This is a genomic window from Paraglaciecola sp. IT1134, assembly GCF_058068185.1.
On the sequence record NZ_CM176486.1, the window covers coordinates 3,023,382 to 3,049,671 of the forward strand.

Annotated in this window: 23 protein-coding genes and 1 tRNA gene; 9 read left to right on the forward strand and 15 right to left on the reverse strand. The window is 46.0% G+C overall.

Features of this window, described 5'->3' with window-relative positions:
* The first annotated feature begins 94 nt into the window (after positions 1–94).
* The 4 genes from purM to fadE all read left to right on the forward strand — a co-directional run bounded on the left by purM (position 95) and on the right by fadE (position 5,138).
* The gene (gene purM / locus AC3RV5_RS13205; RefSeq protein ID WP_489728103.1) at positions 95–1,132 is read left to right on the forward strand and encodes a phosphoribosylformylglycinamidine cyclo-ligase; all 1,038 of its coding nucleotides are present in this window, start codon (positions 95–97) and stop codon (positions 1,130–1,132) included.
* Positions 1,133–1,789 carry a phosphoribosylglycinamide formyltransferase gene (gene purN / locus AC3RV5_RS13210; protein WP_489728104.1) on the forward strand — a complete coding sequence of 219 codons (657 nt, stop codon included), beginning with the start codon at positions 1,133–1,135 and terminating at the stop codon, positions 1,787–1,789.
* Positions 1,749–2,477 (forward strand): DUF3108 domain-containing protein, encoded by a 729-nt coding sequence (locus AC3RV5_RS13215; RefSeq protein WP_489728105.1) that lies wholly within the window; start codon positions 1,749–1,751, stop codon positions 2,475–2,477. The genes purN and AC3RV5_RS13215 overlap by 41 nt, the downstream gene beginning before the upstream one ends.
* Before the next feature lie 198 nt (positions 2,478–2,675).
* Positions 2,676–5,138 carry an acyl-CoA dehydrogenase FadE gene (gene fadE / locus AC3RV5_RS13220; protein ID WP_489728106.1) on the forward strand — a complete coding sequence of 821 codons (2,463 nt, stop codon included), beginning with the start codon at positions 2,676–2,678 and terminating at the stop codon, positions 5,136–5,138.
* Positions 5,139–5,358: 220 nt separating this feature from the next.
* Here fadE and AC3RV5_RS13225 read toward each other — a convergent pair whose 3' ends face one another.
* Genes AC3RV5_RS13225 through pheS form a run of 3 tightly spaced genes read right to left on the reverse strand, consistent with a single transcriptional unit; the run spans position 5,359 to position 9,049 of the window.
* The gene (locus tag AC3RV5_RS13225) at positions 5,359–5,655 is read right to left on the reverse strand and encodes an integration host factor subunit alpha (protein WP_489728107.1); all 297 of its coding nucleotides are present in this window, start codon (positions 5,653–5,655) and stop codon (positions 5,359–5,361) included.
* A 5-nt stretch (positions 5,656–5,660) separates the two neighbouring features.
* Positions 5,661–8,048, reverse strand: a complete 2,388-nt coding sequence (gene pheT / locus AC3RV5_RS13230) for a phenylalanine--tRNA ligase subunit beta (protein WP_489728108.1) — start codon at positions 8,046–8,048, stop codon at positions 5,661–5,663.
* A 20-nt stretch (positions 8,049–8,068) separates the two neighbouring features.
* On the reverse strand, positions 8,069–9,049 hold the full coding sequence (pheS, locus tag AC3RV5_RS13235) for a phenylalanine--tRNA ligase subunit alpha (RefSeq protein WP_489728109.1): 981 nt from the start codon (positions 9,047–9,049) through the stop codon (positions 8,069–8,071).
* 189 nt (positions 9,050–9,238) lie between these two features.
* Between pheS and AC3RV5_RS13240 the strand changes: the two genes are divergently transcribed.
* Positions 9,239–10,492, forward strand: a complete 1,254-nt coding sequence (locus AC3RV5_RS13240) for an EAL and HDOD domain-containing protein (RefSeq protein WP_489728110.1) — start codon at positions 9,239–9,241, stop codon at positions 10,490–10,492.
* A 61-nt stretch (positions 10,493–10,553) separates the two neighbouring features.
* On the opposite strand, the gene rplT is transcribed toward AC3RV5_RS13240, so the two are convergent.
* The 4 genes from rplT to thrS form a co-directional block, all read right to left on the reverse strand.
* Positions 10,554–10,910, reverse strand: coding sequence for a 50S ribosomal protein L20 (rplT, locus tag AC3RV5_RS13245; protein ID WP_489728111.1), 357 nt, complete (start codon positions 10,908–10,910; stop codon positions 10,554–10,556).
* Between the two features lie 15 nt (positions 10,911–10,925).
* Complete coding sequence (gene rpmI, locus AC3RV5_RS13250; protein ID WP_007105571.1) at positions 10,926–11,123, reverse strand: 50S ribosomal protein L35; 198 nt, start codon at positions 11,121–11,123, stop codon at positions 10,926–10,928.
* Between the two features lie 117 nt (positions 11,124–11,240).
* Positions 11,241–11,768 (reverse strand): translation initiation factor IF-3, encoded by a 528-nt coding sequence (gene infC, locus AC3RV5_RS13255; RefSeq protein WP_489732161.1) that lies wholly within the window; start codon positions 11,766–11,768, stop codon positions 11,241–11,243.
* A gap of 35 nt (positions 11,769–11,803) precedes the next feature.
* Positions 11,804–13,720 (reverse strand): threonine--tRNA ligase, encoded by a 1,917-nt coding sequence (thrS, locus tag AC3RV5_RS13260; protein WP_489728112.1) that lies wholly within the window; start codon positions 13,718–13,720, stop codon positions 11,804–11,806.
* Between the two features lie 220 nt (positions 13,721–13,940).
* Between thrS and AC3RV5_RS13265 the strand changes: the two genes are divergently transcribed.
* The 4 genes from AC3RV5_RS13265 to AC3RV5_RS13280 all read left to right on the forward strand — a co-directional run bounded on the left by AC3RV5_RS13265 (position 13,941) and on the right by AC3RV5_RS13280 (position 17,318).
* Positions 13,941–14,531, forward strand: a complete 591-nt coding sequence (locus AC3RV5_RS13265; RefSeq protein ID WP_489728113.1) for an START domain-containing protein — start codon at positions 13,941–13,943, stop codon at positions 14,529–14,531.
* A 95-nt stretch (positions 14,532–14,626) separates the two neighbouring features.
* Positions 14,627–15,487 carry a fructosamine kinase family protein gene (locus tag AC3RV5_RS13270; RefSeq protein WP_489728114.1) on the forward strand — a complete coding sequence of 287 codons (861 nt, stop codon included), beginning with the start codon at positions 14,627–14,629 and terminating at the stop codon, positions 15,485–15,487.
* 84 nt (positions 15,488–15,571) lie between these two features.
* Positions 15,572–16,315 carry a pteridine reductase gene (locus AC3RV5_RS13275; RefSeq protein WP_489728115.1) on the forward strand — a complete coding sequence of 248 codons (744 nt, stop codon included), beginning with the start codon at positions 15,572–15,574 and terminating at the stop codon, positions 16,313–16,315.
* Between the two features lie 4 nt (positions 16,316–16,319).
* Entirely contained in the window at positions 16,320–17,318 is a 999-nt protein-coding gene (locus tag AC3RV5_RS13280; RefSeq protein ID WP_489728116.1) for a DUF3080 family protein, read from the forward strand.
* On the opposite strand, the gene AC3RV5_RS13285 is transcribed toward AC3RV5_RS13280, so the two are convergent.
* The 8 genes from AC3RV5_RS13285 to AC3RV5_RS13320 form a co-directional block, all read right to left on the reverse strand.
* Entirely contained in the window at positions 17,305–18,057 is a 753-nt protein-coding gene (locus AC3RV5_RS13285; protein ID WP_489728117.1) for a 3'-5' exonuclease, read from the reverse strand. The genes AC3RV5_RS13280 and AC3RV5_RS13285 overlap by 14 nt on opposite strands.
* 9 nt (positions 18,058–18,066) lie before the next feature.
* Entirely contained in the window at positions 18,067–19,947 is a 1,881-nt protein-coding gene (locus AC3RV5_RS13290; protein ID WP_489728118.1) for a putative nucleotidyltransferase substrate binding domain-containing protein, read from the reverse strand.
* Between the two features lie 79 nt (positions 19,948–20,026).
* Complete coding sequence (locus AC3RV5_RS13295) at positions 20,027–21,652, reverse strand: BCCT family transporter (protein ID WP_489728119.1); 1,626 nt, start codon at positions 21,650–21,652, stop codon at positions 20,027–20,029.
* Positions 21,653–21,701: 49 nt separating this feature from the next.
* Positions 21,702–23,009 (reverse strand): porin, encoded by a 1,308-nt coding sequence (locus AC3RV5_RS13300; RefSeq protein WP_489728120.1) that lies wholly within the window; start codon positions 23,007–23,009, stop codon positions 21,702–21,704.
* 476 nt (positions 23,010–23,485) lie between these two features.
* Positions 23,486–23,562, reverse strand: a tRNA-Val gene (locus tag AC3RV5_RS13305).
* A gap of 213 nt (positions 23,563–23,775) precedes the next feature.
* The gene (locus AC3RV5_RS13310; RefSeq protein WP_489728121.1) at positions 23,776–24,819 is read right to left on the reverse strand and encodes a protein-glutamate methylesterase/protein-glutamine glutaminase; all 1,044 of its coding nucleotides are present in this window, start codon (positions 24,817–24,819) and stop codon (positions 23,776–23,778) included.
* A gap of 12 nt (positions 24,820–24,831) precedes the next feature.
* Complete coding sequence (gene cheD, locus AC3RV5_RS13315) at positions 24,832–25,419, reverse strand: chemoreceptor glutamine deamidase CheD (RefSeq protein ID WP_489732162.1); 588 nt, start codon at positions 25,417–25,419, stop codon at positions 24,832–24,834.
* Positions 25,420–25,451: 32 nt separating this feature from the next.
* Positions 25,452–26,276 carry a CheR family methyltransferase gene (locus AC3RV5_RS13320; protein ID WP_489728122.1) on the reverse strand — a complete coding sequence of 275 codons (825 nt, stop codon included), beginning with the start codon at positions 26,274–26,276 and terminating at the stop codon, positions 25,452–25,454.
* Positions 26,277–26,290: the final 14 nt, after the last annotated feature.

Here is a 26,290-nt window from a genome sequence, read left to right on the forward strand (position 1 = left end):
GGTCAAATTGAATGGATTTTGTGTACCTTTTAACTTTCTGACCTGATAAAATCTGCGCTCATTTTTGCACTCTCTCCCTTATAAAGGTAATTACGTGACCGATAATAAACCCTCCTTAAGCTACAAAGATGCAGGTGTCGATATAGATGCGGGCAATCAACTTGTTGAACGAATTAAATCAGTTAGCAAGAAAACCCATCGACCCGAAGTAAGAGGCGGTTTAGGCGGGTTCGGTGCATTGTGTGCATTACCTTCTAAGTATCGCAATCCGTTATTGGTATCCGGAACCGATGGTGTAGGAACTAAATTGCGTTTAGCCATGGATTTAGCACGCCATGACACTATCGGCATTGATTTGGTTGCCATGTGTGTTAATGATTTGATCGTGCAAGGTGCCGAGCCGTTATTTTTTCTGGATTATTATGCCACCGGCAAACTCGACGTCGATACCGCAGCCAAAGTGGTAACAGGCATAGGCAAAGGTTGCGAATTATCCGGTTGCGCCTTGATTGGCGGCGAAACCGCTGAAATGCCGGGTATGTACCATGGCAATGATTATGATGTGGCGGGTTTTTGCGTGGGAGTTGTAGAGGCAGAAGATGTCATCGATGGCAGCCGGGTAAAAGCCGGAGACACCCTCATTGCCTTAGGCTCTTCTGGCCCCCATTCCAATGGTTATTCACTGGTACGTAAAATACTTGAAGTATCAAACAGTGATACAAACGAATTACTGGATGGCAAGTCCTTGGCAGATCACTTGCTCGAACCGACTCGCATTTATGTTAAAAATGTATTGGCAATGCTCGAACAAGTACAAGTCAGCGCTATTACCCATATTACCGGTGGCGGCTTCTGGGAAAATATTCCCCGAGTTTTGCCTTCAGGTACCAAAGCTGTTATCGACAAAAATAGCTGGCAATGGCCGAGCATTTTCAACTGGCTACAAGAAAAGGGGAATGTGTCCACCCATGAAATGTACCGCACTTTCAACTGCGGCGTGGGTTTGATCATTGCCTTGCCTGAAGATAAGGCGCAACAGGCGTTGAGCATATTAGCCGAATCAGGTGAAAACGTATGGAAGATCGGTCGTGTAGACATAGCAAGCGACAGTCAGCAAGTTGAGATCTGCTAAATGACTGAAGCACAAGAAGTGGCTTCAGTAGTCGTCTTGATCTCTGGTAATGGTTCGAATTTACAGGCACTCATCAACGCCATAAATGAACAGGATATCCCGGCTGAAATCGTGGCGGTTTTTTCCAATAAAATAGACGCTTACGGATTACAGCGGGCCCAGGACGCCAATATACCTGGCGTATGCATTGACCATAAAACCTTCGCCAGTCGCCAAGAGTACGACGGGGAACTTTGTCGGCAAATAGAAAAGTATTCCCCTGATCTATTGGTTTTAGCTGGCTTTATGCGTATCTTAAGTGACAAGTTCGTCGAAACCTTCGCGGGTCGTATGTTAAATATCCATCCCTCTTTGCTACCAAAATACAAAGGTTTGCATACTCACCAGCGAGCCATAGATGCAAACGATACCGAACACGGCGCGTCGGTACACTTTGTCACACCACAACTCGACGGTGGTCCGGTGATATTACAATCCAAGGTACCGGTTTTTGCTCAGGAAACGGCGATCGAACTGGCATCCCGCGTTCAAGAACAAGAACGTCAAATGTACCCATTAGTAGTCAAATGGTTCAGCCAAAAAAGACTAGTAATGCTTAATAACAAGGCATATTTAGATGGAAAAGAAATTCCTGTCTCCGGTTACGCCGCGGATTAACAAAGGGTGGTTAGGACTGGTGTTGATAGTGTTGTCCACCAGTGCGTTTACGGCAACCTTGTCCAGCTTTGAAGCTGAATACACGGCTTATCGTTATGGCAAAAAGCTAGGTTATGCCCTGCTGAGCCTGGAGGCACTAGACCAGGAAAATCAGTATCGCCTTGAGTACTATTCGAAAGTATCATTGTTCTTTCTGTCTGATAAACGCAGCGAAATCAGCAAATTTGAATACAAAGATAATAAATTTATCTCCCAAGATTATCGTTTTACCCGCACCGGTACAGGCAGTAATAAAAGTACTAACGTAGTGTTTGATCAGTCCAGCGGAAAAATCCTGGTGGATAAGGAGCCAGTTTTTGATTGGCAGGATCAGTTTGACAATCAACTATATCGTTTAGATATGCAGCGAAAACTTGCCCAAGGGCAAACTGATTTTAGATATCAGGTAATTAATTACCGCGGTCAGTCCAGAGAATATATTCTTAAGGTTATGGGCAAAGAACAATTAACCCTGCCCTATGGCACCCTTGAAGGGGTCAAGGTAAACATCGTACGTAATAATTCTTCCCGGGAAACGTTTGCCTGGTTTTCTCCGCAGCTGAATTATCAATTGGTGCGCTTGCAACAATTTAAAGATGATAAAGAGCAAGGCGATATACAACTAAAATCATTTCAACTCACCAAGTAATTATCCCCTAGCTATTTATCGGCTTTTTCTAGCCGGTAAATAATCCTCACTGTGTATCATTCAACTAAATTGTCCCTTAGGATATTTAATCATTGTTTCAAAGTTAATGAGTTACACTTATTTAGTCAGTTGATACTTGATATTTATTGCACAAAATAATACTGTAAACATTCTGGTCAGACCTCTATTGGAGTCTTTATGCAAACGTTTATCTGGTTACTTATTATACTCACTACAATTGGTGCGGTGAGCTACTTTAGAATGAAGCTTTTTAACGCCACCTTGGTCGTTGCCGCCGTAATGCTTGCAGGCAGTTTTTTGGGCATGGTAGGCGGCGTGCTTTGGCTGCTTTTTCTCATTATCGCCCTGCCCCTGAATATTGAATCTATCCGCAAAAAGTACATGACAGCGCCAATCCTGGATCTGTACAAGAAGATCATGCCAGAGATGTCCAGCACCGAAAAAGATGCCATAGATGCAGGTACGGTGTGGTGGGATGGTGAAATTTTTAGCGGCAACCCTAACTGGCAAACATTACACGGTATCCCTCAGGCGCGACTCACCACAGCAGAGCGTGAATTTCTGGACGGGCCGGTAGCCGAAGTATGCCGCATGGCAAACGATTGGGACATTACCCACAAGCGTACAGACTTGTCTCCTGAGGTTTGGCAATACCTTAAAGATAATAAGTTTTTTGCCATGATTATTAAGAAGCAATACGGTGGATTAGATTTTTCTGCCTATGCCCAATCCCGGGTACTACAGAAACTTTCAGGCGTCAGTGCCGTATTAGCCACTACTGTAGGCGTGCCTAACTCCTTAGGCCCAGGTGAGCTGTTACAGGATTACGGCACCAAAGAACAACAAGACCATTATCTGCCGCGTTTGGCCACCGGTGAAGAAATCCCGTGCTTCGCTCTGACCGGTCCAGAGGCTGGTTCTGATGCTGGCTCATTACCCGACACCGGCGTTGTATGTAAAGGCCAATGGGAAGGTAAAGAAGTGGTAGGAATGCGCCTTACCTTTGATAAACGTTATATCACCTTGGCGCCAGTTGCCACGGTTATTGGCCTGGCCTTTAAAATGTTCGATCCGGACGGCTTGCTCGGTGACGAAAAAGAGCTTGGCATCACCTGTGCCATGATCCCCAGAGATACTGAAGGTCTGGAAATCGGTAATCGCCATTTCCCCCTAAATGTGCCCTTTCAAAATGGGCCGCTGCGGGGCACGGACATCTTTGTACCGCTGGATTACATAATAGGGGGCGTAAAAATGGCCGGACAAGGCTGGCGTATGCTAGTTGAATGTTTATCCGTTGGCCGTTGTATTACCCTGCCCTCGACCTCTGCCGGGGGTGCCAAAAGTATTGCCCTGGCAACGGGTGCCTATGCACGTATTCGTCGCCAATTCAAAATGCCGGTAGGTAAAATGGAAGGTATCGAAGAAATGCTGGCCCGTATAGGCGGTAATACCTACTTAATGGATGCCGTCACCAGTTTGACCACTAAAGGCGTGGATTTAGGCGAAAAACCATCGGTTATATCAGCCATATGTAAATACCATTTAACCGAAAAAATGCGTCAACTGATTAATGATTCCATGGATGTTCATGGGGGCAAAGGTATTATGCTTGGGCCAAATAACTATTTGGGCCGGGCGTATCAAGGGGCCCCTATAGCCATTACGGTTGAAGGGGCAAACATTCTAACCCGTAATATGATGATTTACGGTCAGGGCGCCATGCGTAGTCATCCCTTTGTATTAAAAGAGCTGTACGCAGCCAATAACCCAGACAGTGAGCAAAGTTTAAATGAATTTGACGATGCTGTATTCGGCCACATAGGTTTTGCCATCAGTAATACCTTTCGTAGTATTTGGTTTTCACTCACAGGAGCAGTTTTTGCCGGAGCCCCCTTTGACGACGAAACCGCACATTATTATCGCTCCATGCAACGTTATAGCACCAACTTAGCCTTCCTGTCCGACGTGACCATGGGTGTATTGGGCGGCGAATTAAAGCGTCGTGAGCGCATATCCGCACGTCTGGGTGACATTCTCAGCTATCTGTACTTGGGTTCGGCAGTATTAAAGCGTTTCGACGATCAAGGACGTTTAGCCGAAGATTTACCCCTTGTTCACTGGGCCATGCAAGACACCCTGTCGAAACTGGAAGTGGCCTTGAATGAGTTACTCGACAATTTCCCATCACGGGTGATAGGCGCAGTGCTTAGGTTATTGGTGATACCTTTTGGCCCGACCTACAACCGCCCTTCTGATAAGCTGGATCACAAAGTAGCCGACATATTGCAAACCGACTGCGCGGCCCGGGCCCGTCTTGGGGAAGGCCAACATTTTGGTGGTAGCGATTGTTTAATGGGCGATCTGGAATTGACCTTCAGGGATGTACTTGCCAGCGAGCCTGTGTTCGACAAAGTGTGTAAAGCAACCAAAGAGCGTTTGCCCTTTACCCAACTTGATAAAGTCGCAGAAAAAGGCCTCGAGCTTGGGATTATTACGGAACAAGAAGCGGATTTGCTACGTAGAACCGAAGCAGGCCGTTTACGTACCATCAACGTAGATGACTTCGATCCTGCAGAGTTAATTGCCAACACCGCGGCACCTAAGCCCAAAGGTAAAGGGAAATCAGTGGCGGCAGCCTGATAGCCTAACTGGCAGCACGTTACCTGGGCATACATAGAAAACCGCTGTATCGGCAATGACCCCCACTAGTTGGATTATCCAATTAGTGGGGATCTTTTATTTCTACTGCAGTAACAGCTTCATCCCGATAGCCAGCATGACGTTGGCACGTTATCCAGCTAAAAAAAATCCGTTAAACGCGAAGTTCAACGGATTTTAAGTTAGTTACCACTGCCAAAATTTACTCAGTCGGTTTTGTGTTCTCAACACGACTCTTGAGCTTCTGTCCTGGACGGAAAGTGACGACTCTGCGCGCTTTAATCGGAATATCCTCCCCTGTTTTAGGGTTGCGTCCCGGTCGCTCATTCTTCTTACGTAAATCGAAATTACCAAAACCAGATAGCTTTACCTGCTCACCTGATTCCAATGCCTCACGGACTTCTTCGAAAAACGCCTCAACAAGATCTTTTGCATCTCGTTTATTTACGCCTAACTTTTCAAATAAATGTTCCGCCATTTCGGCTTTGGTTAACGCCATATCCGTCAGTCCCTCAAAGATGCCCCAAATTGCTCTGACAACTTAGCCAGAATACCATCGACCACCGCTTGAATTTCTGATTCTTCAAGCGTTCTGGTCCTATCTTGTAAAGTAAGTGAAATTGCCAAACTCTTAAACCCTGGCGCTATACCTTTACCCCTGTAGATGTCGAACAAGTTTAGGCCAACTAATTGATTTGCGCCAAATTTTTCTATGCAATCTAAAATTTCACCCACAACTTTATCATCGTCTACAACGATGGCAATGTCACGTCGATTTGATGGAAATTTAGATATTTCTTTTGCTAAAGGTAAGTTTTTACTGCCCAGAGCGTCAATTTCCAGTTCAAATACAAAAGTTCGGCCATTTAAACCCAAGCTCTTTTCAAACTTAGGATGCACCGCACCTAGGTAACCAATACAGGTTTCTCCCCGATACACAGCTGCACTTTGCCCTGGATGTAACCCACTATGCTGGGCAGCCACAAAGCGAAATTCCGATAATGTTGCCATGTTGCTTAAAATGGCCTCGACATCGGCTTTCAGATCGTAAAAATCCACAGCCCGGTCGCTACGATCCCAATGGGCGTCATGCAGATTGCCACTGATAGCACCGGCAATTACATTTTGCTGACGCACACCGGTTTTTTCAGTTTGCTCAGGGATAAAACGCAAACCTGACTCAAACAAGCGCACCCTAGTTTGCTGACGCTTTTGGTTATAGGAAACGGCTTGCAGCAAACCTGTCCATAAACTGACACGCATAACCGACATATCCGCGGAAATAGGTTGGGGTAAAACCAAACCAGAAATATCCGGGAATAGCGCTGCCTGATGTTTGGGATCAACAAACGAATAGGTTATCGCTTCCTGATAATCACGATTGACCAAACTGGATTTAAGTTGACTGATTGACAACAGCTGCTCGGAATTACCCGACATACGTAAATCAGCAATGGGCGCCACATTGGGAATATTGTTATAGCCGTAGACCCGAGCGACCTCTTCAATCAAGTCTTCTTCTATGCTGATGTCGAAGCGGTAAGCAGGCACTTCAACCTGCCAGGTACCACTGACAATTTTCGGGCTAAAACCTAAGCGACTTAAAATATCTGTGACACTTGCGGTCTCAATACTGATACCCAGTACTTGGCTCAAGCGCGCAGCGCGCAGTGTCACCGCTTTTACACCGGGAATATGTTCCTGACTAAACGCTTCGACTATAGGTCCAGCTTCGCCACCCACTATCTCAAGTAACAGGCTTGTGGCCCTCTCCATTGCCTGGCGTTGTAACTCGGGATCGACCCCCCGTTCATAACGATGAGAGGCGTCAGTATGCAAACCGTATTGACGTGCTTTACCCATAATGGCATCGGGAGCAAAAAATGCGCTTTCTAAAAAGATATCACGGCTAGTTGGGGTGACGCCTGAATCCAGCCCACCAAATATACCGGCCATGGCCAAGGCATTTTTTTGGTCGGCGATCACTAGCGTATTGGCATGCAGCTTAACTTCACTTTCATCCAGTAAGGTCAGCGTTTCCCCCTCACAGGCCATCCTAACAACCACGTCACCATTGAGTTTATCGTTATCAAAGGCATGCATGGGGTGGCCGAGTTCGAGCAATACAAAGTTGGTAATATCCACCACCGGATCGATGCTGCGCACCCCACTGCGGCGCAGTTTTTCTTGCAGCCACAAGGGTGATTTAACATCCTGATTAATATTTCTGATCACCCGCCCTAAATAACGCGGACAAGCTTCGGGGGCTGCCAACTGGATCTGACGTTCATCCGTAATTGACGGGATTATCGCAGGATAAACCGGTTTGCTCACTTCAGCCTGATTCAATACTCCCACTTCCCTGGCTACCCCACGCATGCCCAGGCAGTCAGCCCGGTTTGGGGTCAAATCAATTTCAATTGTTACATCGTTGAGGCCCAGGTAATCGCGAATATCCATGCCAATAGGTGCGTCCAGTGGCAGCTCCAGTATGCCATCATGATCATCGGATATACCTAGCTCAGAGAAACTGCATAACATCCCCAGTGAAGACTGACCTCTTAACTTGGCTTTTTTGATTTTAAAGTTGCCTGGTAAAACAGCACCGACCTTGGCCACTGCTACTTTGATCCCCGGGCGACAATTGGGCGCACCGCAGACGATATCTAATAGTTCGCCATCACCGACGTTAATTTTTGTAACCTGTAATTTATCAGCATCGGGATGCTGGCTACATTCAACGACTTCCCCCACTACCACTCCACTGAAGTCACCGGCGACAGGCGTGATCCCATCGACTTCCAGACCCGCCATACTCAGCTGATCGCACAAAGCCGCCGTTGAGATATCAGGGTTAACGCTTTCTCTTAACCATTTTTCACTGAATTTCATTGTCTAATTGATCCTTACTCTTAACGGAATTGCTTGAGGAAGCGCAGGTCGTTTTCGAAAAATGACCGCAAGTCATTCACCCCATAACGCAACATCGTCAGACGCTCGACTCCCATACCAAAGGCAAACCCGGTGTAAACTTCAGGATCGATATTTACCGCCTTAAGTACATTAGGATGCACCATGCCGCACCCCAGTACTTCCAGCCACTTACCGTTTTTACCCATCACATCCACTTCGGCTGAAGGTTCAGTAAAGGGAAAATACGAGGGGCGAAAACGCACCTGTAATTCTTCTTCGAAAAAATTATTCAAAAAATCGTGCAAGATCCCTTTGAGTTCGCTGAAACTGACATTTTTGTCAACCATCAACCCTTCCACCTGATGGAACATAGGCGTATGGGTTTGATCGTAATCGTTTCGATAAACGCGCCCGGGTGAGATAATACGTAAAGGGGGCTGCTCAGTTTCCATAGTGCGAATTTGCACCCCGGAGGTTTGGGTTCGTAACATCACATCGGGGTTAAAATAAAACGTATCGTGGTCGGCTCGGGCCGGGTGGTTATCCGGGATATTCAGAGCGTCGAAATTATGGAAGCCGTCCTCTATTTCCGGCCCAGTTTTTACACTAAAGCCAAGTTCGGCAAAAAATTGTTCTATACGGTTGATGGTGCGCGTTACCGGATGCAGCCCACCTAAGCGCGTAGACCGGCCAGGTAGAGTAACGTCGATAGACTCACCGGCCAGTTTGGCATTGAGTTCAGCGTTGCGTAAAAACTCCCCGCGCGCATGGATCAATTGCTGGATCTGCTGCTTAGCTTGATTGATTTTCTGACCGGCTGCAGGACGCTCTTCGCCACTCAATTTACCCAAACTCTTTAACTGTTCAGTTAAGTGGCCTTTTTTACCCATATACTCAACACGCACTGTATCGAGTGTCACGCCGTCTTTGGCATCGTTGATCAGCGCTTCGGCCTGCTTAATAATGGCATCGAGATCCATAGATTCCCCAAACATATACTGGATTGATAAGCGGCCAATCAGCCCCTAACGAAAAAGCCGTCTATTGTACACGAAGGGAGGGATTAACTGCTAGGCACAAGCTAAAAAACATTTAAAAATAAGCATGTTAGTGATAAATGGTGAATTTTCCTTTACTCTAGCATTCTGACATATTTAATTATTAATTTTATGATGAAAGTTTATACTGCCAGACAAGCCATACTTAATCGTAGACAACAAACCGTAGCTTATGAGCTATTTTTTCGAGACGGTATCGAAAACGCTTTTCCCAGCCACGTAGATTCTAATGTGGCAACGTCCAGATTGTTACTCAACCAGCACTTTAATCGGGGATTCAAAGCCCTGGCAAACGGTAAAAGAGCCCTGATCAATTTTTCAGAACAAGGCTTATTGGAGCGGATGCCAAGCCTGCTGCCTCCGGGCGACATCATCGTAGAGATATTGGAAGATGTGGAGCCAACCGATGCAGTTTATGAAGCCTGTCGTGAGCTATTTCACCAAGGTTATCGACTGGCTCTGGATGATTTTTTATATCATAAGGATTGGGATCGTTTTATCAATTTCAGTCGTTTGATTAAATTCGATCTTCACCGCACTCCTCTTGCCGAAATCGCCCCCTTATTGCCCCAATTCAGGAAACGCAAAGGCTTAAAATTACTGGCGGAAAAAGTCGAAACGCGAGAGGAATTCAAACAGGCGATGGATTTGGGTTTTGATTTTTTTCAGGGCTACTTTTTTTGTCAGCCAGAAATGCTGGTAAGTACTGATATTGAAGCTGAGCACCATATGATATTGATCGTCTATCAGGAAGTGCTCAAACCCTATTTCAGTTATAGCAAACTGGCCAAATATTTTGAACAAGACGTAGCTTTAAGTTATAAATTGTTACGTTTCACTAATTCAGGTTTGTTTCAGCTCAAAGAGCCCATCGAGTCCATCAAACAAGCTTTGGTCTATTTGGGAGAAGAACAAGCCAGAAAATTTGTTTGTCTGGTCGCCACCGCCCATTTAGGTAAAAACAAGCCGGTAGAATTAATCAGAATGTCTATTATTCGGGCCAGATTTTGTGAGCAAATTGCCCTGCGGGGTGATCCCAAGTTGGCGGACAACGCTTTTCTGGTTGGATTGTTTTCTCTGATGGACGCGCTATTAGATAAATCCATGCCAGATTTAGTCGCTAAACTACCATTAACTGATGACGTTAAAGATGCTTTATTAGGCGAAAAAAACGCTTTATTTTTTCAACTCGAGCTGGTCAAGGCTTACGAATCAGGTAGTTGGTTTGCGACCAGTAAACAGGCCAACATTGTCGGGATAAAACAGGAGGAACTGCCTGATATGTATGCAAGCGCCGCCAAATGGTCAGAGACTTATGAAAATTGTAATGCGGCGAATAGCCAGAAAAACGAAAGTCTTAAATAAAAAAAAACGGCAAACTTCCCGTTTGCCGTTCTCTGAAAGAACTTAAACTAATATTGAAAAATTAAGCTAACGCGCCTTTAGCAGCATTTACTAATGCGCTGAATGCGTTTTTGTCATGTACCGCGATGTCGGCCAAAATCTTACGATCGATTTCAACAGCGGCTTTCTTAAGACCATTGATGAAACGACTGTATGACAGACCATTTTGACGTGCCGCAGCATTAATACGGGCAATCCATAATTGACGGAATACACGTTTTTTCTGACGACGGTCGCGATAAGCATATTGACCAGCTTTGGTTACTGCCTGAACAGCAACACGATAAACTCGACTACGAGCACCGTAATAACCTTTGGCTTGCTTTAGTACCTTTTTGTGACGAGCACGGGCTACAACACCACGTTTTACTCTTGCCATTTTTTAACTCCTCTCTTAAACGTACGGTAACATGCGTTGGATCAACGCAGTGTCAGCAACATGGACTAATTTCTTGCCACGAAGGTGACGTTTACGCTTAGAGCTCTTTTTAGTCAAAATATGACGCAAGTGAGACTGTTTGCTCTTGAAACGACCTGAAGCGGTTTTTCTAAAACGCTTGGCAGCTCCACGGTTGGTTTTCATTTTAGGCATAGCTAAAACTCCGCATTGTTAATGACTAATCTGCTTTGCAGAAACAGAAAGTCGTAGTTACATATATAGCAGCAAGGTGAGGAAGGGTGCAGTGCCCTAACTACTTGTAGACCTTAACTACTTCTTGATTGGGGCGAGCACCATGATCATCTGACGACCTTCTACCCTATGGGGAAAAAATTCGCAGTTAGCAATGTCTTCTAAATCGGTTTTAACCCGTTTTAAAAGATCAATACCGATCTCTTGGTGAGCCATTTCACGACCGCGAAAACGGATCGTTACTTTAGCCTTGTCACCACCTTCTAAAAAGCGACGCAGGTTGCGCAGTTTTACCTGGTAATCGCCTTCATCAGTGCCAGGGCGAAATTTAATCTCCTTGACCTGAATTTGCTTTTGTTTTTTCTTTTGCTCTTTCTGAGCCTTACTCTTTTCGAAGATGAACTTGCCGTAATCCATTACCTTACATACTGGCGGCTCTGCATTAGGGCTAATTTCAACCAAATCCAAACTTGATTGTTCAGCAGTTTCCAATGCTTCACTGATTGATACTACACCAATCTGTTCACCATCTTTACCCACCAAACGCACTTCATTTTCTGTAATATCTTCGTTAATCCGAGCTTTGCCCGAATCTTTAGCCTTAATGTTAGCGCCTTTAATATGTTATTCCTCCACGAAATTTATCGAATTAATTTACTAGTGATCTGTTCACAAGCCAACTCGACGAAAGCATCGACCGACATCTTTCCAAGATCATCGCCTTTGCGTGAACGTACTGCTATTTCACCGGTTTCCATTTCTTTATCACCGACTACCAACAAATACGGGACACGCCTTAGCGTGTGCTCGCGGATCTTAAAGCCTATCTTCTCATTTCTCAAGTCAGACTTTGCCCTAATTCCACTTTCTTTTAGTTTTTTCACTACTTTATCGGCATATTCGCCTTGATTGTCCGTAATATTCATTACCACAACCTGAGTTGGAGCTAACCAAAGGGGGAAGGCACCGGTATATTCTTCAATCAAAATCCCGATAAAACGTTCTAATGAACCTAGTATTGCCCTGTGGATCATCACCGGCACTTTACGTTCGCCATCTTCTGCCACATAGGTTGAACCTAAGCGTCCAGGCATGGAAAAATCTAGCTGTACGGTACCACATTGCCATGCCCTATCCAGGCAGTCATGCAGGGTGAATTCGATTTTTGGACCGTAGAAGGCGCCTTCTCCTGGCAAATATTGAAATTCAACGCCTTTGGCGGTGAGCGCTTGAGCCAATTCTTTCTCAGCCTTATCCCATATTTCGTCACTGCCAACCCGTTTTTCCGGGCGAGTGGACAATTTGACCGAAATATTTTCAAAACCAAATATTTTGTATATCTCATATACAGAATCTATACACCCGCCTACTTCCGCCAAAACTTGTTCTTCAGTACAAAAAATATGGGCGTCATCCTGAGTAAATCCGCGCACGCGCATCAAACCATGCAAGGCGCCGGATGGTTCGTTGCGATGACAACAGCCAAATTCCGCCATGCGTAACGGCAAGTCACGATATGACTTGAGCCCCTGGTTAAAAATCTGCACATGCCCGGGACAGTTCATGGGTTTGATGGCATATTCCCGCTTTTCAGAGGTAGTAGTGAACATGTTTTCAGCGTATTTGTCCCAGTGTCCGGATTTCTCCCATAAGGATCTATCCATCATCAAGGGAGCTTTAACTTCCTGGTAATTATATTCCCGGAGTTTTTTACGAATAAAGGTCTCCAGTTCAGTATAAATACTCCAGCCGTCATTGTGCCAAAATACCATGCCGGGAGCTTCTTCTTGCCAATGGAACAAATCCAGTGCCTTACCAATTTTGCGGTGATCGCGCTTTTCCGCTTCCTCCAGGCGATTCAAGTAGGCCTTAAGTTGCTTTTTATCGGCCCAGGCTGTGCCATAAACACGTTGTAACATTTTATTATCGCTATTGCCTCGCCAGTAGGCACCCGCCACTTTCATCAATTTAAAATGCTGGCAGAAACGCATATTGGGTACATGGGGTCCGCGGCACATATCCACATATTCTTCGTGGTGATATAACCCTGGCTTATCGTCACGACTGATATTTTCGTCTAAAATTTGCAGTTTATAGGTTTCGCCTCGGGCTTCGAATGCGTCACGGGCTTCTTGCCAACTGACCACATTTTTGACAACCTCATAGTTGGTCTTGGCCAATTCAAGCATGCGCTTCTCAAGCTTTACCAGATCTTCATCATTTAGAGAATGCGCCATATCGATGTCGTAATAAAAGCCGTTATCGATAGTAGGACCAATGGCCATTTTCACATCTGGCCATAGCTGCTTGATTGCATGTCCAACTAAATGGGCACAGGAATGTCGAATAATTTCCAGTCCAGCTTCATCTTTGGCGGTAATGATCTGCAGGGTAGCATCGTCGTGGATCTGCTCGCAGGCATCAACCAGTCTACCGTCAATTTTACCAGCTATAGTCGCCTTAGCTAAGCCCGGGCCGATATCACTGGCCACATCTAACACAGAAACTGCATGATCAAACTGGCGTTGGCCGCCATCGGGAAGTGTAATAGTGGGCATAATAATCCTTGAGCAGTGGTGACACCTACCAAGCGCCACGTGCAAATATTGGGTGCGATAAAATCGCGTTTCTAAATAAAAAAACACCCTGAGCAGGTGTTAAAAATAGCCGTTCTGCTACTATCAGAATCGGTAACTGATTATAACGAAAATTCCCCTATTTATGCAATCACCATACAAATTCAATATTAGATTGCCCCTGTTGTGCTGGATGTTATGCATGGCCTTACCAGGTGCCGCCCAAGAATGGAAACTGGAAAAGCAACGGGACGGCGTGAGTGTATTTAGTCGCCCTTTGTCCAATCACCTACTGCAAATTAAGGCCCTTACCACTGTCCAAGGCAGCCACGAACGCTTTATTCGTTTGCTCGAGGATGTAGGACATTGCGCTAAATGGATTGCCAACTGTAAAAAAGTTGAGGTAGTTGCAGCCCCGGATCAGGCCACCCGCGTAGTACATACCTTTTTTTCGGCCCCCTGGCCTATTCGAGATCGGGATATGGTAACGCGCTCCATCACCACTAAACACCAAGACATATTGGAAATACGAGTCCAAGATGCCGGTCAAACGTTTCCCTTAACACCTAAACACGTGCGCATGACCGATGTCAGTGGCCAATGGCGATTGGTGGAAATACCCGATGGCACCATGACGGTTTCATATATTGGCAGTGGCAGCCCAGCGGGTAAAATTCCAGATTGGTTAGCCAAGGGTGCCCTGCTCGACTCAACGTTCGAAACATTTAGCAAGCTAAAAACCGTTATTAGCGACCCAAAGTATTCCATTGATCATAATGCTATTACTCCCTGATATAAATAGTGGCTTTTTCATAGCGCAATTAACCTAAAAACTGCTAAAAATAACGCATACTGTTGAGGGTATCTATTGACGAGTGTATGTGACTTATGTGGCATTTCATTAGTGAACAAATTGGTCTGCAACTTGATAGCGACTTTATCTGTAGCGATATTCGAAATCTTGCCGGTGGTCATACCCACCAGGCGTTTAAGATAACAGACGGTCGACGGCGCTTTTTTGTCAAAGTTAATCAAGAGCATAATGTTCAGATGTTCCACGCTGAGGCAGAAGGTCTTAATCACCTGCGAGGATCCGGCATTGTTAAGATACCCAAGGTCGTTTGCCTTGGCACGGTAGGCAGCCACAGCTTTTTGGTTTTGGAATACCTAAATTTAACCCCCGGAGATAACAATAGTTGGTTTGCTTTGGGCCAGCAGCTGGCTAAACAACACCGCCAGCAAACCCAAGAAATGTATGGCTGGCAAAGCGACAACTATATTGGTAGTACCTTACAACCCAATCACTGGCACAAAAACTGGAGTTACTTTTTCGCCGAACAACGTATCGGTTACTTGCTGCAACTACTGGCGGAAAAAAGCATTAAGTTAGCAAAAATAGAAGCAGTAATCGACACGGTCAAACAGCTGTTAGCCGGGCACAACCCTTTGTCTTCGATGTTGCATGGGGATCTGTGGCAGGGCAATATCGGCTTTAACAATCTTAATCCGGTGATTTTTGATCCCGCCCTGTATTATGGCGACCGGGAAACAGATTTAGCCATGAGTGAGCTTTTTAATCGTTTCCCCAACGCTTTTTATGATGGATATCAGGCTACGTGGCCACTGGATACCCAATATCAATACAGAAAACCTGTCTATCAACTTTATCACCTGCTTAATCACGCCCTGTTATTTGGCGGCCACTATGTGGGATCAGCGGAGGCTCTGGTAAAAAACATGCAAAATTGACAGCAACAGTTGGTTGAGCCAACGGTTTATGATTTAACAGTTTGTCAGTATGCTTAGGGTTAATTTAAAACGACGAACTTAATTATGACCGAAAAAGTAGTTTTTATCACTGGCAGCGCCAAGCGCATTGGCGCCACTACCGCTCGTTATTTGCACAATTTAGATTTCAACCTGGTTTTGCATTGCAACCACTCCGTAGAGCTAGCCCAAAGCTTGATGGTCGAACTGAATATGAAACGAGAAAATTCGGCGCGGCTGGTGACCGGCGATCTGTGTGATTTTTCGACCTTATCCGCTCTGGCAGATGCGGCAGTCCAGGCATTTGGTCGATTGGATGTACTGATCAATAATGCCTCATCGTTTTATCCCACCCCTATCGGGCAAATTACCCTTGAGCACTGGCAAAACTTGATGGGCAGCAATGTACAAGCGCCGCTGTTTCTTGCCCAGTACTGCGCGCCCCAGTTAGCCGTGAACAAGGGTGTGATTATCAATATGGTCGATATTCATGCCCAGCGCCCGCTCAAAGGACATACGGTTTACAGCATGGCCAAAGCCGCTTTAGTAACCATGACCCAATCCTTGGCCCAGGAACTTGCCCCGGATGTCAGGGTGAATGCGGTGGCACCAGGGGCGATCTTGTGGCCGGAACATCAATTGAGTCAACAGGACAAAGCGCAAGTGCTGGGACAAATACCGACCGGTAGATTAGGCGAACCCCAAGATATCGCTCAGGCCATCGCTTATTTGATTGATGCCCAATATGTCAATGGCCAAGTGATCGCCGTAGATGGTGGACGCAGTGTTGTGTCTAGCAGCAAGGCTTAAAAAATTGACCAGACTCGGTCTGGTTTATCTGCTGGCTGTCTGTGGTCTAGGTTGTGGCGGCCATACCTTACAAGACGATATAACCCTATATCAGAGTCGTTTGGCAAGGGTACTCGACAGCCAAATAGCCGAGGTGGAGCCACTTGAGCCCCTGCGTTATCCGTCATTACGAGATTTACAAAGCCAGCTTCCCCCCACCAGCATCGCGTTAAAGGATTTTCACGCCATCCAAGGCTGCCCGGCGAACTTGCTTATCGCCCAGCGAAACACTCCTTTGGGGCGCACCCAACTTCCTTCCAATCGTTATAGCTATGAAGTGCAGCTAATTACCGCCCTGCAAAACTGCTTAGGGCAAACCGCCTCTGGCAATACCAAGTTACAGGGCTGGTTAGCACAGAAAACCAATAATTTACCGTTGGTATGGGCAGATTTGATCCAAACCAGCAACGAAATCAAAACCGCCTTCAGCAGCAACGGCGTATTTTTAGACCAAACCACAAACGCAGCCCTAAGTGCCACTCAAAATGCCCTCGCTTATCTGCTGTCGTTAGAAAGTGGTGAAAATGCCAAGCTAGCAGGACTGGAACAGCACCTAAAACAATTGGCCCAACACAAGCTGCCAGCCAAAGTATGGCGGAGCCAGCGATTATTAGCCCAAGAACTAAATCGAACTACCCAGTGGCTAGTTAGCCGGGATCTGGCTAAGCAATGCATCAACGGGCAACCTAGCCAGCAACTTAGTTATCTTAAAAACGTTTTTCAGCTATTTTTTATTGAAAAAATTCAGCCCGTTGCCAGTCAACTTAACCATATTCAGTATCAGTTGGGCCCTTTGTATCAACAATTTGAACTCAGTCCCTATCTCAAGCCAAGTTTCAAAACCCTGCTAAAAAAGCATCATTTAGAGTTTATTGCCTATCAAGACGCCATGGCCCAACACATCAACTTCTGGCGAAACCTTCTGGCCCACTGCAACCTCTCCCCCACCGTTAACTCCAGATAGTACTAACAGGCGTATCTGGCGTCAGATGCGTTGCACTTTGGGCTTGCAGTAATTCGGCGCAGGCTAAAGCATCGGTCAAGGCATTATGTTGTCGATAGTAAGGTAAATGATAACGAGTGCGACTGTCAGTCAGGCGAATGGACGCCGGCTGTCGCCCCATCAAACTACGCCACAGAGTTTGGCGCATTGTACGAGTGAACCGGGCTTCAAGGGCCATGGTATCGATAACCGGGAATTCGATCCCCTCCTGGATATGACGTTTAAGCGCAGCATGCAAAAAACGCCGTTCAATAGGACTATGGTGCACAACCACAATCTTGCCCTGCAAACGAGACAGCAACTTTTCGATTAAGGTGGAAAAGTCAGGGGCATCAGCCACAGCTGAATGGGTAATACCATGAACCACAACAGAAGTAGAATGTAAGCGCGTTTCTGGTTTTATGATCCAGTGTCTGGCCGCATTGCACCGTATGCGGCTCATACTCATGGGGACCAAACCAATACTGACAATACTGTCACGATTGGGATCCAACCCCGTAGTTTCAAAATCCAGAGCAACCATAGGCACGTCAGCAATGGGGGTTGAGGGCGAGACAACGCCCTGTTGATAAAACGCTTTTAACGCCGGGTATTTGCTAGCTTTGGCCAGTGTCGCAAAACGACTGGACCAGTCCAGCTGTTTACCCTGTGGCATCGGTTGGGCCTGGCCGGTAAGTTGGTTTTTAGCAAGATAGAACATGCAACCTCCTCAATTTACCCTGCCTGGTTGATACCTGAATTTCATAAAACGCTGGGCACTGCTTAATATTTGAAAAGCCTCTTTAAGATTTTTGCGCTCAAAATCCGATAAATGCTCTGGCTCAATGTTGTTGTCCGGTTCACGTTTTAGTTCAATATCTAAGGCTTGATGACGGATCCTGACCATAGCAATAAATTCCAAGGCGTCGCGTAAATCGAGTCCCCTGCCGGGCGGCAGGATCTGCGCCTCAATAATATCTTCCAGGCGGTCAAATGTATTGCGCGCCGATGATCCCACAGCCAAAGCATGTAAACGCACAAGGTCGGCTATGGGGGCGGTGCCCCGGCGTTTCATATTGATCGAATTAGTCTGGCGACCATCCGTTTCCATCACAAAATCTTTGAAAAAACCCAAGGGGGGGGTTCTAAGCAAGGCGTTACGGGCCATACATGCCAAAAAACGCGAATTTTTATGGGCTTTTTCCCGGATCAACCGATTAAGTTGTTCCGCCCAGTGGATCTGGCCCCACACGCCTTCCAGATCGAAAAAAATAGCGCTGTGTAATAAAGACTCGGCGCTAGGTTTCTCTATCCATTGACTAAAATATTGTTGCCAAACAGCCAATGGTTGGCGCCACCGGGCATTGGTTGCCATTATGTTTCCTGTGCAATAGCTATAGCCACAAAGCGCCAGGCCGTCACTGACAAAGGTGGCCAAGGCACTAAAATATTCGTCATGCAGCTTGGGCACAAAGCTATTATCAAGAATAAGTGCATTATCCTGATCGGTCACTATCAGTTGTTCACCTCGCGCCATTGACCCTAAGGCTAAAAAGCAATAAGGCACCGGGGGCGGCCCCAAATGGACTTCTCCAAGCTCACACAAGCGTTGTTTAAAACTACGTCCTATCACCGCCATCGCACTGCCAATCATTTGTGAGTTAGCATCTTGGTGCACCATGCGCGTGAAACAACCTTGTACTTCCTGCGTAAGCCCGGCCAGCTCATCGACGTTTTGGGCATTAAAAATGCTTTTTACCACAAACAAGCTGTTTTGCGATTCGTAACGTAAGATATCAAGGTGACTTATAAGACCAATGGGCTGGCTTTTTTTCAACACCGGTAGATGCTGCACATTGTGTTTGAGCATCAACATCATCGCTTCAAACACAAACTGATGGCTCTGCACATAGATCAATTCTGTGGTCATGATATCCGCCACTTGAATGTCACTGCTTAAGCCTTGTGCAACCAGGCGCCCACGAATATCCAAGTCAGTAACAATACCGATGATTTGGGTTGCTTGCTCAGTTTGGCCGTTTTCAGAACGAGTGATTAATAATGAGGATACGTTTTCCTCGGTCATGCGAATGGCGGCTTGATGCACTGTGGTAGAGCTGCATACTTTGACGGGCAAAGCCGTGATTAAAGTGTCAACTTTAGCGGTTAGTAACGCATTATCGTCTTCGCGCTTGGCCATGGATTGGCGTAAACGGGTTTGGTCTTCTACTTCTACAAAATCCGCAAAATCTTCATAATTGTCGAATAAATGATTAAATCTTGTCTTATCAATAAGGTATACCAGCGTATCTTCCAGAGCGGTAACCGGAAAACGCACCGGGCGATTGAGCATCAAACTCTGTTCACCAAAAAAATCCCCTGCTCCCAGGCGATTATAGAGTTGACCGTCCCGGCGAAAGACTTCAACCGCGCCACTGCGGATCACATGCCACTGATGATTGTCTTGGCCTAACTGTAAAATAGCCGACCGTGCCCGGTAATAAGCGACTTCAACATTGTTGGCAACCTCACTTAACACCTGGTCAGGTAAATTTGAAAACGGCGGGTGACGCCGAAAAAAATCCAACACTTCGGATTGCTCAGCCTGCATTATCCTGCTCCGTGATTTGTTAGTTAGTCCCGGCCTGAACCAATGGTTGGTTCAGGCCGGGCACATGCCAAAGCCCGTATTATCTAGGCTCTGACATCAAACCTTTGACCGTGGAAAATGCAGCAACCAGCAGCACCAGGGTAAAAGGTAAGCCGGTAGATACCGCCATCGCTTGTAAGGCGACTAACCCACCCCCCAAAATAAGGGATACAGCAACCAGACCTTCAAATACACACCAGAATACTCGTTGGGGTGTCGGTGAGTCGACCTTGCCTCCGGCGGAAATTACGTCTATCACCAATGAGCCGGAATCAGATGAGGTCACAAAAAACACAATCACCAGCACAATGGCAATAAAAGAAGTGATACTGGACAAGGGTAATGCATCTAGCATGCTAAATAGCTGCAACGGCAAATCGGCCTCGACCACTTTTTGATAACCGTCTACCACAACTTGTTTGATGGCCGTACCGCCAAACACTGTCATCCAAAATACACTGGCGATCGACGGTATCAACAATACTGAAATGATAAATTCCCTTACTGTGCGACCACGAGAAACCCGGGCAATGAACATGCCTACAAAAGGACTCCAGGATATCCACCAGGCCCAGTAAAACGCTGTCCAGCCCGAGGAGAAATTACTGTCTTCGCGTCCCACGGGATTGGCCAGTTCCGGCAAATAACGGAAATAGGCCACGATGTTATCAACAAAACCTGTGGCAATAGCCAAGGTTGGTCCGACAAACACCACAAAAATCAATAATAGACCCGCAAGCACCATATTGATTTCAGATAATTTTTTCACCCCGGCATCCAAGCCCTTTACCACTGAAATTAGGGCCAGCGTAGTGATCCCGGTCACTAACAGGATCTGGGTGGTTTCCCCTAAAGGTATACCAAATAGGTAGTGCAGACCGGAAGCCGCTTGAGATGCCCCTAACCCCAAGGACGTGGCCAGACCAAATAAGGTCGCCAGCACCGCCAAAATGTCGATGATATGGCCAGGCCAACCCCATACTCGCTCACCCAAAAGTGGATAAAATACCGAGCGGATAGTCAGGGGTAAACCTTTGTTAAAAGAAAACAGAGCTAAACCCAAGGCCATCACTGCGTAAATAGCCCAGGGATGCAGTGCCCAATGATAAATAGTGGCAGCCATAGCCAAACGTTCTGCTGACTGGGCATCACCTGCTGCGCCGCCCAAGGGGGCCCAATCGGTGCGCACACCGTTTTCTGCTGCTGTTCCGGCAAAGGAAGTAGCAAAATGTGTCAGTGGCTCGGAGACGCCATAGAACATTAAGCCAATGCCCATACCGGCGGCAAATAACATCGAAAACCAGCCTAAATAACTGTAATCCGGCGTCGCTTCTGTGCCCCCCAGTCGTACCCGGCCCAAGGGAGAAACGACGAGAACTAAACAAATCAGCACAAAAATGTTTGCTGCACTAATGAAAAACCAGTCCAAATTGCTCGTCAACCAGCCTCGCACCCCACTAAACATAGGCTCTGCTTGCTCTTGAAAAAACAGGGTCAGAGCGACAAAAGCAATTACCGCAAGTGCAGAGATGGCAAAGACTCTATTGTGTATATCTAAACCAAACGGCCCCAGATTAACCAGAATATTGTCCTGGCCTACTTGATAGTCAGTATCAATCGGGGTGACTTTGCCATCAGGAGCCATTGGATCCTTATTATCTGTCATCAGATTATCCTTATTGTGTATTAATTAAAGTGTGTGACACTAAGTTAGCTTAAAAGTAATAACCGATATTGATATTAAAACGCTGCTCAAAGTCGTCGCTATCACCTGCTGCACTGCCGCCCACAAAAGGCTGGTTTTTGGCATGCACCCAATCAAAATAGGTAAACAGGCCGCCTGCCGCGACCGACACCCCAGTAATATTCATAACAGTATCTGCACTGTTGTCTGACTTGTCGTAAACGATACCGTAGTTATTATAAAATTGCAGGGCTGTCACTGGTCCAAATTGCACCGCCATATCGTAAGCCAGATTTACCGTAGTAGAGGTGGCCTCGGCGGCAATGGAGTCATAAAATGAATAAGCGCCTACGGCAATTCGCTCGACCTGATCTATGTCATAGTTATATTGGCTGTGTTGCAGTTGCAAATGCCAGTTTTGGTATTGGCTATTAGTATGCAATGCCCAGGCTTGGTAATCTCCAGCGCGACTCTCTCCATCATGCAGACCACCGCTTAGGGCTGATACGCCCACTTCTGTGGAGAGCGCTCCCTGGTTAAAATGGTAGGCAAAGCGACCACTAAAGGTATTGTATTCACCCAGGGCTTGACCTGGCTCATCATAAATCCCCTCGCCTAGAGACCGAATGCCAACAATATCATAGGAATAACGATCTGAACGATTGTCTACGTAACCGTCTACGCCTCCTAGTTCATCGTTTTTAAAGAACGCTAAATCCAACTGCCAATTATCAGCAATATTGCGTTTAAACACTATGCCCAAATCAAAGTCATCTTCCAAACCGAGATAATAATTGGTACTAAAAAAGTAATTTTGCGAATTATAAGGGCTGTTACCAAAAGGCACTTTAGTGATCCCTGCCTGCACTTGCCAATTCTGGCTAAATTGGTAGCCCACATAAGCGTATTTCACCGCCGTCATATAGTCGAAGAAACGAATTTCCCCATTTAGGGAAACTTCGCCTATTTCGCCGCTAAAATTCAGGCGAAAGATATCGAAATCAAAATCCCCACTGCGATCCTTATTGCCTTCACTATAAGATGTATGGCTGAAGTTGGTACGAATGGCCCCCCCCACTGTGATGCCGTCGTTAGACTCGGCCTCTACGGCCGTCGCATCAACGACTTGCTGCTCGGTTAGAGTTTTGGGGTTTACGGCCTCTTGTGCACTAGTTTCATTTTTTTGCTCTTCAAGCTCGGTGAGCCTGGCTTGCAGCGCCGAAATTTGGGTTTTAAGGCTAGACAGCTCTGTTGCCGTGACCTCTACAGTTTGTGCATAGCTCGGAATGACAAATGTGCTTGTTAATATAAGCGGTATGAAACGATACTTAGGTATCATGCTTTTTTCCCTGTAGTGAATAATTGAACTGGTTCTGTGTTAGTGTTAGGGGTGCAACTTGTGAAGGCAATTGCTGTCTTAAGCCACACGCCAAAAGTGTTTCCACTGCGTTAAACAAGAAGTGAAGATAAAATACAAAAATGTGTTGTGGGCCGGGTATTGCGTTAACCACTGTTACCCTGGATGTTTGATTGCAAACTGCCTTCGGTGCTAAATAGACGGACAACTCTCCATCGGGCATAATCCCCTGATTGTGCTGTTACAGCTTGTAAAGGATAGGCTAACAACCCTCAAACGGCGCAGCGACCAACGATGTTAGACGTTATAACTTGCCAGGATCACCGATCCACCCCAAAGTCATAAATTGAACACAGCAAAGATTAACATGTATCAGCCAAACCAGGCCCAAAAAAATACTCTGTTGCTATTTTTAGAACTGACTTTTGAATAAAAAATACTGCCGTGCAGTAGTGAAATGGTGCGTCCGAGTGAACTCGAATCACCGACCCCTACCATGTCAAGGTAGTGCTCTAACCAACTGAGCTACGGACGCACTGGGTACTGGCTATGCGTTTCAAGTGTTTACCTGAAAGCGGCGCGTATAATAACGATGCATGCATGGGACTGCAAGCGCTTTTTCAGTGCTCAAATCTAACTGCTGTAAATATAAACAAAATAATGACGTAGAAAGGTATTTCGGGGTTGGTAATTTGCTTAAGCGCTTGTCACTCAATGTGTCACACAGCTAAATTTGTACCAAAAACTTTCACAAGCGGGTTCCGACATAGCTTTTAGAGAGATAATCTATCAAAGTAGGCGCGATTTCGTTAATGTCTTTTATGTCCATAGCCGCCCCTTTTTCTATGGCGACCTTGGGCATACCAAACACCACACAACTTGCTTCGTCCTGCACCAAAGTGTAACCACCCTCTTGCTTGATATTTAATAATCCCTGAGCGCCATCCTTGCCCATGCCGGTTAACAATACCGCGGCAATATTACTGGCAAAGGGAACCAGAGACGCAAACATCACATCCACTGACGGCCTATGGCCACTGACAATACCCTCTGGTTCGAGAAAAGTACGATAATCTGCACCGCTTTTAACAATTTTGAGATGCATTGCCCCAGGGGCTAAATAGGCATTACCCGGTAATATCCTTTCATCGTGTTGCGCCTCTTTAACTGCGACCTTGCAACACGCGTTGAGGCGTTTGGCGAACGAAGTGGTAAAACCAGGTGGCATATGTTGGGTTATCACTATCGCCGGACTATTAGCTGGCAACGCGCGTAGCACGGTTTTAATTGCGTCAGTCCCTCCCACTGAGGCCCCAATAGCGATTATTTTTTCTGTGCCGCGATGCTGATAAGTGGTAGATAATACGGGAGCTTGACGGTGCACACGTCTTACATTTGCTTTAGAAACCAGGCGAATTTTATCGGTGATCAGTTGTTGATAGGCGCTAATACCCTCAGCGATGCCAAGCTTAGGTTTAGCTATAAAATCGACCGCCCCTAATTCCAGTGCTCTTAAGGTCGCGTCTGCGCCTTGCTCTGTCAGAGTGGATATCATCAGTACCGGGGTGGGCCTAGCCTTCATTAGTTTTTCTAAAAAGGTCAAGCCATCAACTTTAGGCATTTCTATATCCAGGGTAATCACATCTGGATTAAAGCGATTAACCATTTCCCGGGCAACGTAAGCATCGGGTGCTGCACCAACTAAATGCATATCCGGTTGTTGCTTAATTATGGCGCTTAATAAACTGCGAATAAGTGCGGAATCATCCACTATCAACACGCTAATAGACATCTCGTATCCTTATTAAAATAACTCAACTTCACCACAAATTTCTGCACTTTGTCGTAGCTTTATTCGGTATTCACTTTCACGATCAAAAATTGTAGTGTTATGTAACGTTTTGAGCTTTCTAACCTTTACTTCACCAGTGTCGGGGAAAAAATAAACCTTACGCGGGTATATATCTAACAAATCGCTGGCCACTACCGGGATCTGCTCGGTTTTAAGGTAGTCAACCACAAACTCGGCGTTTTTCTGACCTACAGGGTTAGTGACCAAACCTCGAAGAACGTTTCCCCCGCCAAATATTTTTGCTTCCAGACGATTTCTGTTTCCTCCCAACTTTAAAACCTGCGTAATCAGTATCTCCATGGCATAAACGCCGTAACGGGCGGATGCTGAATCCGCACTACCTTGTGAAGTATAATCATTGGGCAGCAGAAAATGGTTCATACCACCAATCTTCAGTTTAGGATCGCGTAAACAGACTGCAACACAGGAGCCTAAAACCGTCAGAATCAGGGTGTTTTCTGTGGTCGCATAATATTCACCGGGTAGAATTTTAACGGCATCACAAGCAAAGTGCCTATCGTAATAACGATTAGGTGCCATACCATCGGTGGCAGCATCTGAATGATAGGTATTCACTGTTGCCGCTTAACCGGCCGATAAACCGTCTTGCCCATTAGCTTGACCAGATGTCCTGCAGACGCGAAATTCTCCGAATGTCCGGCAATATATATTCCACGGTCAGGCAGTAATGAAACCATTTTTGTAAGTATTTTTAACTGTGTGGCTTTATCAAAGTAAATCATGACATTACGACAAAATATGATGTCAACCGTATCAGGCACTTGCCAAGTAGCATCAGTCAAATTTATCTGTCTGAACTGCACCATATCCGTTAATTGAGGCACTACCCTTACTTTGCCCTTATTGTCGCCCTTACCTTTATGCAAAAAACGTTTGCGCTGATCCATGCTCAAATTTTCGATTTTGTCTATGGGATAGATCCCAGTCTTGGCAGTATTTAGCACTTTACTATCGATATCAGAGGCAATGATCTCTACCGGTACGTCAAAACCTCCATAGGTCTCTGCCACTGTCATAGCAATCGAATAAGGTTCTTCACCTGTACTGCTTGCTGCGCACCAAATCCTTTTGGGGCCCGGGTTATCCAACAAATACTGTTGTAAAACAGGAAAGTGGTGCTGTTCCCTAAAAAATGACGTCAAATTTGTCGTCAACGCACTAATAAAATTCTGTTCTTCCTCTTTGTGTTCCGTCAAATAACCTAAATATTTTGCAAAAGTCGGGATATTCAGTTCCCGCAGCCGGCGCGCCAAGCGACTGTAGACCATGGAGTCTTTACTGTCGGCTAGGCGTATACCGGCTTTATTATGCAATAACTGCCTGACTTGATTAAAATCATGTTTGCTATAGGAAAATTCCTTTTGTTCAGCTGCCATTACTATCTCGCCTC

What these genes read in the sequence shown, in the direction of transcription:
- purN (WP_489728104.1), top strand. Translation starts at nt 1,133, where the DNA reads ATGACTGAAGCACAAGAAGTGGCTTCAGTAGTCGTCTTGATCTCTGGT.
- AC3RV5_RS13215 (WP_489728105.1), top strand. Translation starts at nt 1,749, where the DNA reads ATGGAAAAGAAATTCCTGTCTCCGGTTACGCCGCGGATTAACAAAGGG.
- fadE (WP_489728106.1), top strand. Translation starts at nt 2,676, where the DNA reads ATGCAAACGTTTATCTGGTTACTTATTATACTCACTACAATTGGTGCG.
- AC3RV5_RS13225 (WP_489728107.1), bottom strand. Translation starts at nt 5,655, where the DNA reads ATGGCGTTAACCAAAGCCGAAATGGCGGAACATTTATTTGAAAAGTTA.
- pheT (WP_489728108.1), bottom strand. Translation starts at nt 8,048, where the DNA reads ATGAAATTCAGTGAAAAATGGTTAAGAGAAAGCGTTAACCCTGATATC.
- pheS (WP_489728109.1), bottom strand. Translation starts at nt 9,049, where the DNA reads ATGGATCTCGATGCCATTATTAAGCAGGCCGAAGCGCTGATCAACGAT.
- AC3RV5_RS13240 (WP_489728110.1), top strand. Translation starts at nt 9,239, where the DNA reads ATGATGAAAGTTTATACTGCCAGACAAGCCATACTTAATCGTAGACAA.
- rplT (WP_489728111.1), bottom strand. Translation starts at nt 10,910, where the DNA reads ATGGCAAGAGTAAAACGTGGTGTTGTAGCCCGTGCTCGTCACAAAAAG.
- rpmI (WP_007105571.1), bottom strand. Translation starts at nt 11,123, where the DNA reads ATGCCTAAAATGAAAACCAACCGTGGAGCTGCCAAGCGTTTTAGAAAA.
- thrS (WP_489728112.1), bottom strand. Translation starts at nt 13,720, where the DNA reads ATGCCCACTATTACACTTCCCGATGGCGGCCAACGCCAGTTTGATCAT.
- AC3RV5_RS13265 (WP_489728113.1), top strand. Translation starts at nt 13,941, where the DNA reads ATGGCCTTACCAGGTGCCGCCCAAGAATGGAAACTGGAAAAGCAACGG.
- AC3RV5_RS13270 (WP_489728114.1), top strand. Translation starts at nt 14,627, where the DNA reads ATGTGGCATTTCATTAGTGAACAAATTGGTCTGCAACTTGATAGCGAC.
- AC3RV5_RS13275 (WP_489728115.1), top strand. Translation starts at nt 15,572, where the DNA reads ATGACCGAAAAAGTAGTTTTTATCACTGGCAGCGCCAAGCGCATTGGC.
- AC3RV5_RS13285 (WP_489728117.1), bottom strand. Translation starts at nt 18,057, where the DNA reads ATGTTCTATCTTGCTAAAAACCAACTTACCGGCCAGGCCCAACCGATG.
- AC3RV5_RS13290 (WP_489728118.1), bottom strand. Translation starts at nt 19,947, where the DNA reads ATGCAGGCTGAGCAATCCGAAGTGTTGGATTTTTTTCGGCGTCACCCG.
- AC3RV5_RS13295 (WP_489728119.1), bottom strand. Translation starts at nt 21,652, where the DNA reads ATGACAGATAATAAGGATCCAATGGCTCCTGATGGCAAAGTCACCCCG.
- AC3RV5_RS13300 (WP_489728120.1), bottom strand. Translation starts at nt 23,009, where the DNA reads ATGATACCTAAGTATCGTTTCATACCGCTTATATTAACAAGCACATTT.
- AC3RV5_RS13310 (WP_489728121.1), bottom strand. Translation starts at nt 24,819, where the DNA reads ATGTCTATTAGCGTGTTGATAGTGGATGATTCCGCACTTATTCGCAGT.
- cheD (WP_489732162.1), bottom strand. Translation starts at nt 25,419, where the DNA reads ATGGCACCTAATCGTTATTACGATAGGCACTTTGCTTGTGATGCCGTT.
- AC3RV5_RS13320 (WP_489728122.1), bottom strand. Translation starts at nt 26,276, where the DNA reads ATGGCAGCTGAACAAAAGGAATTTTCCTATAGCAAACATGATTTTAAT.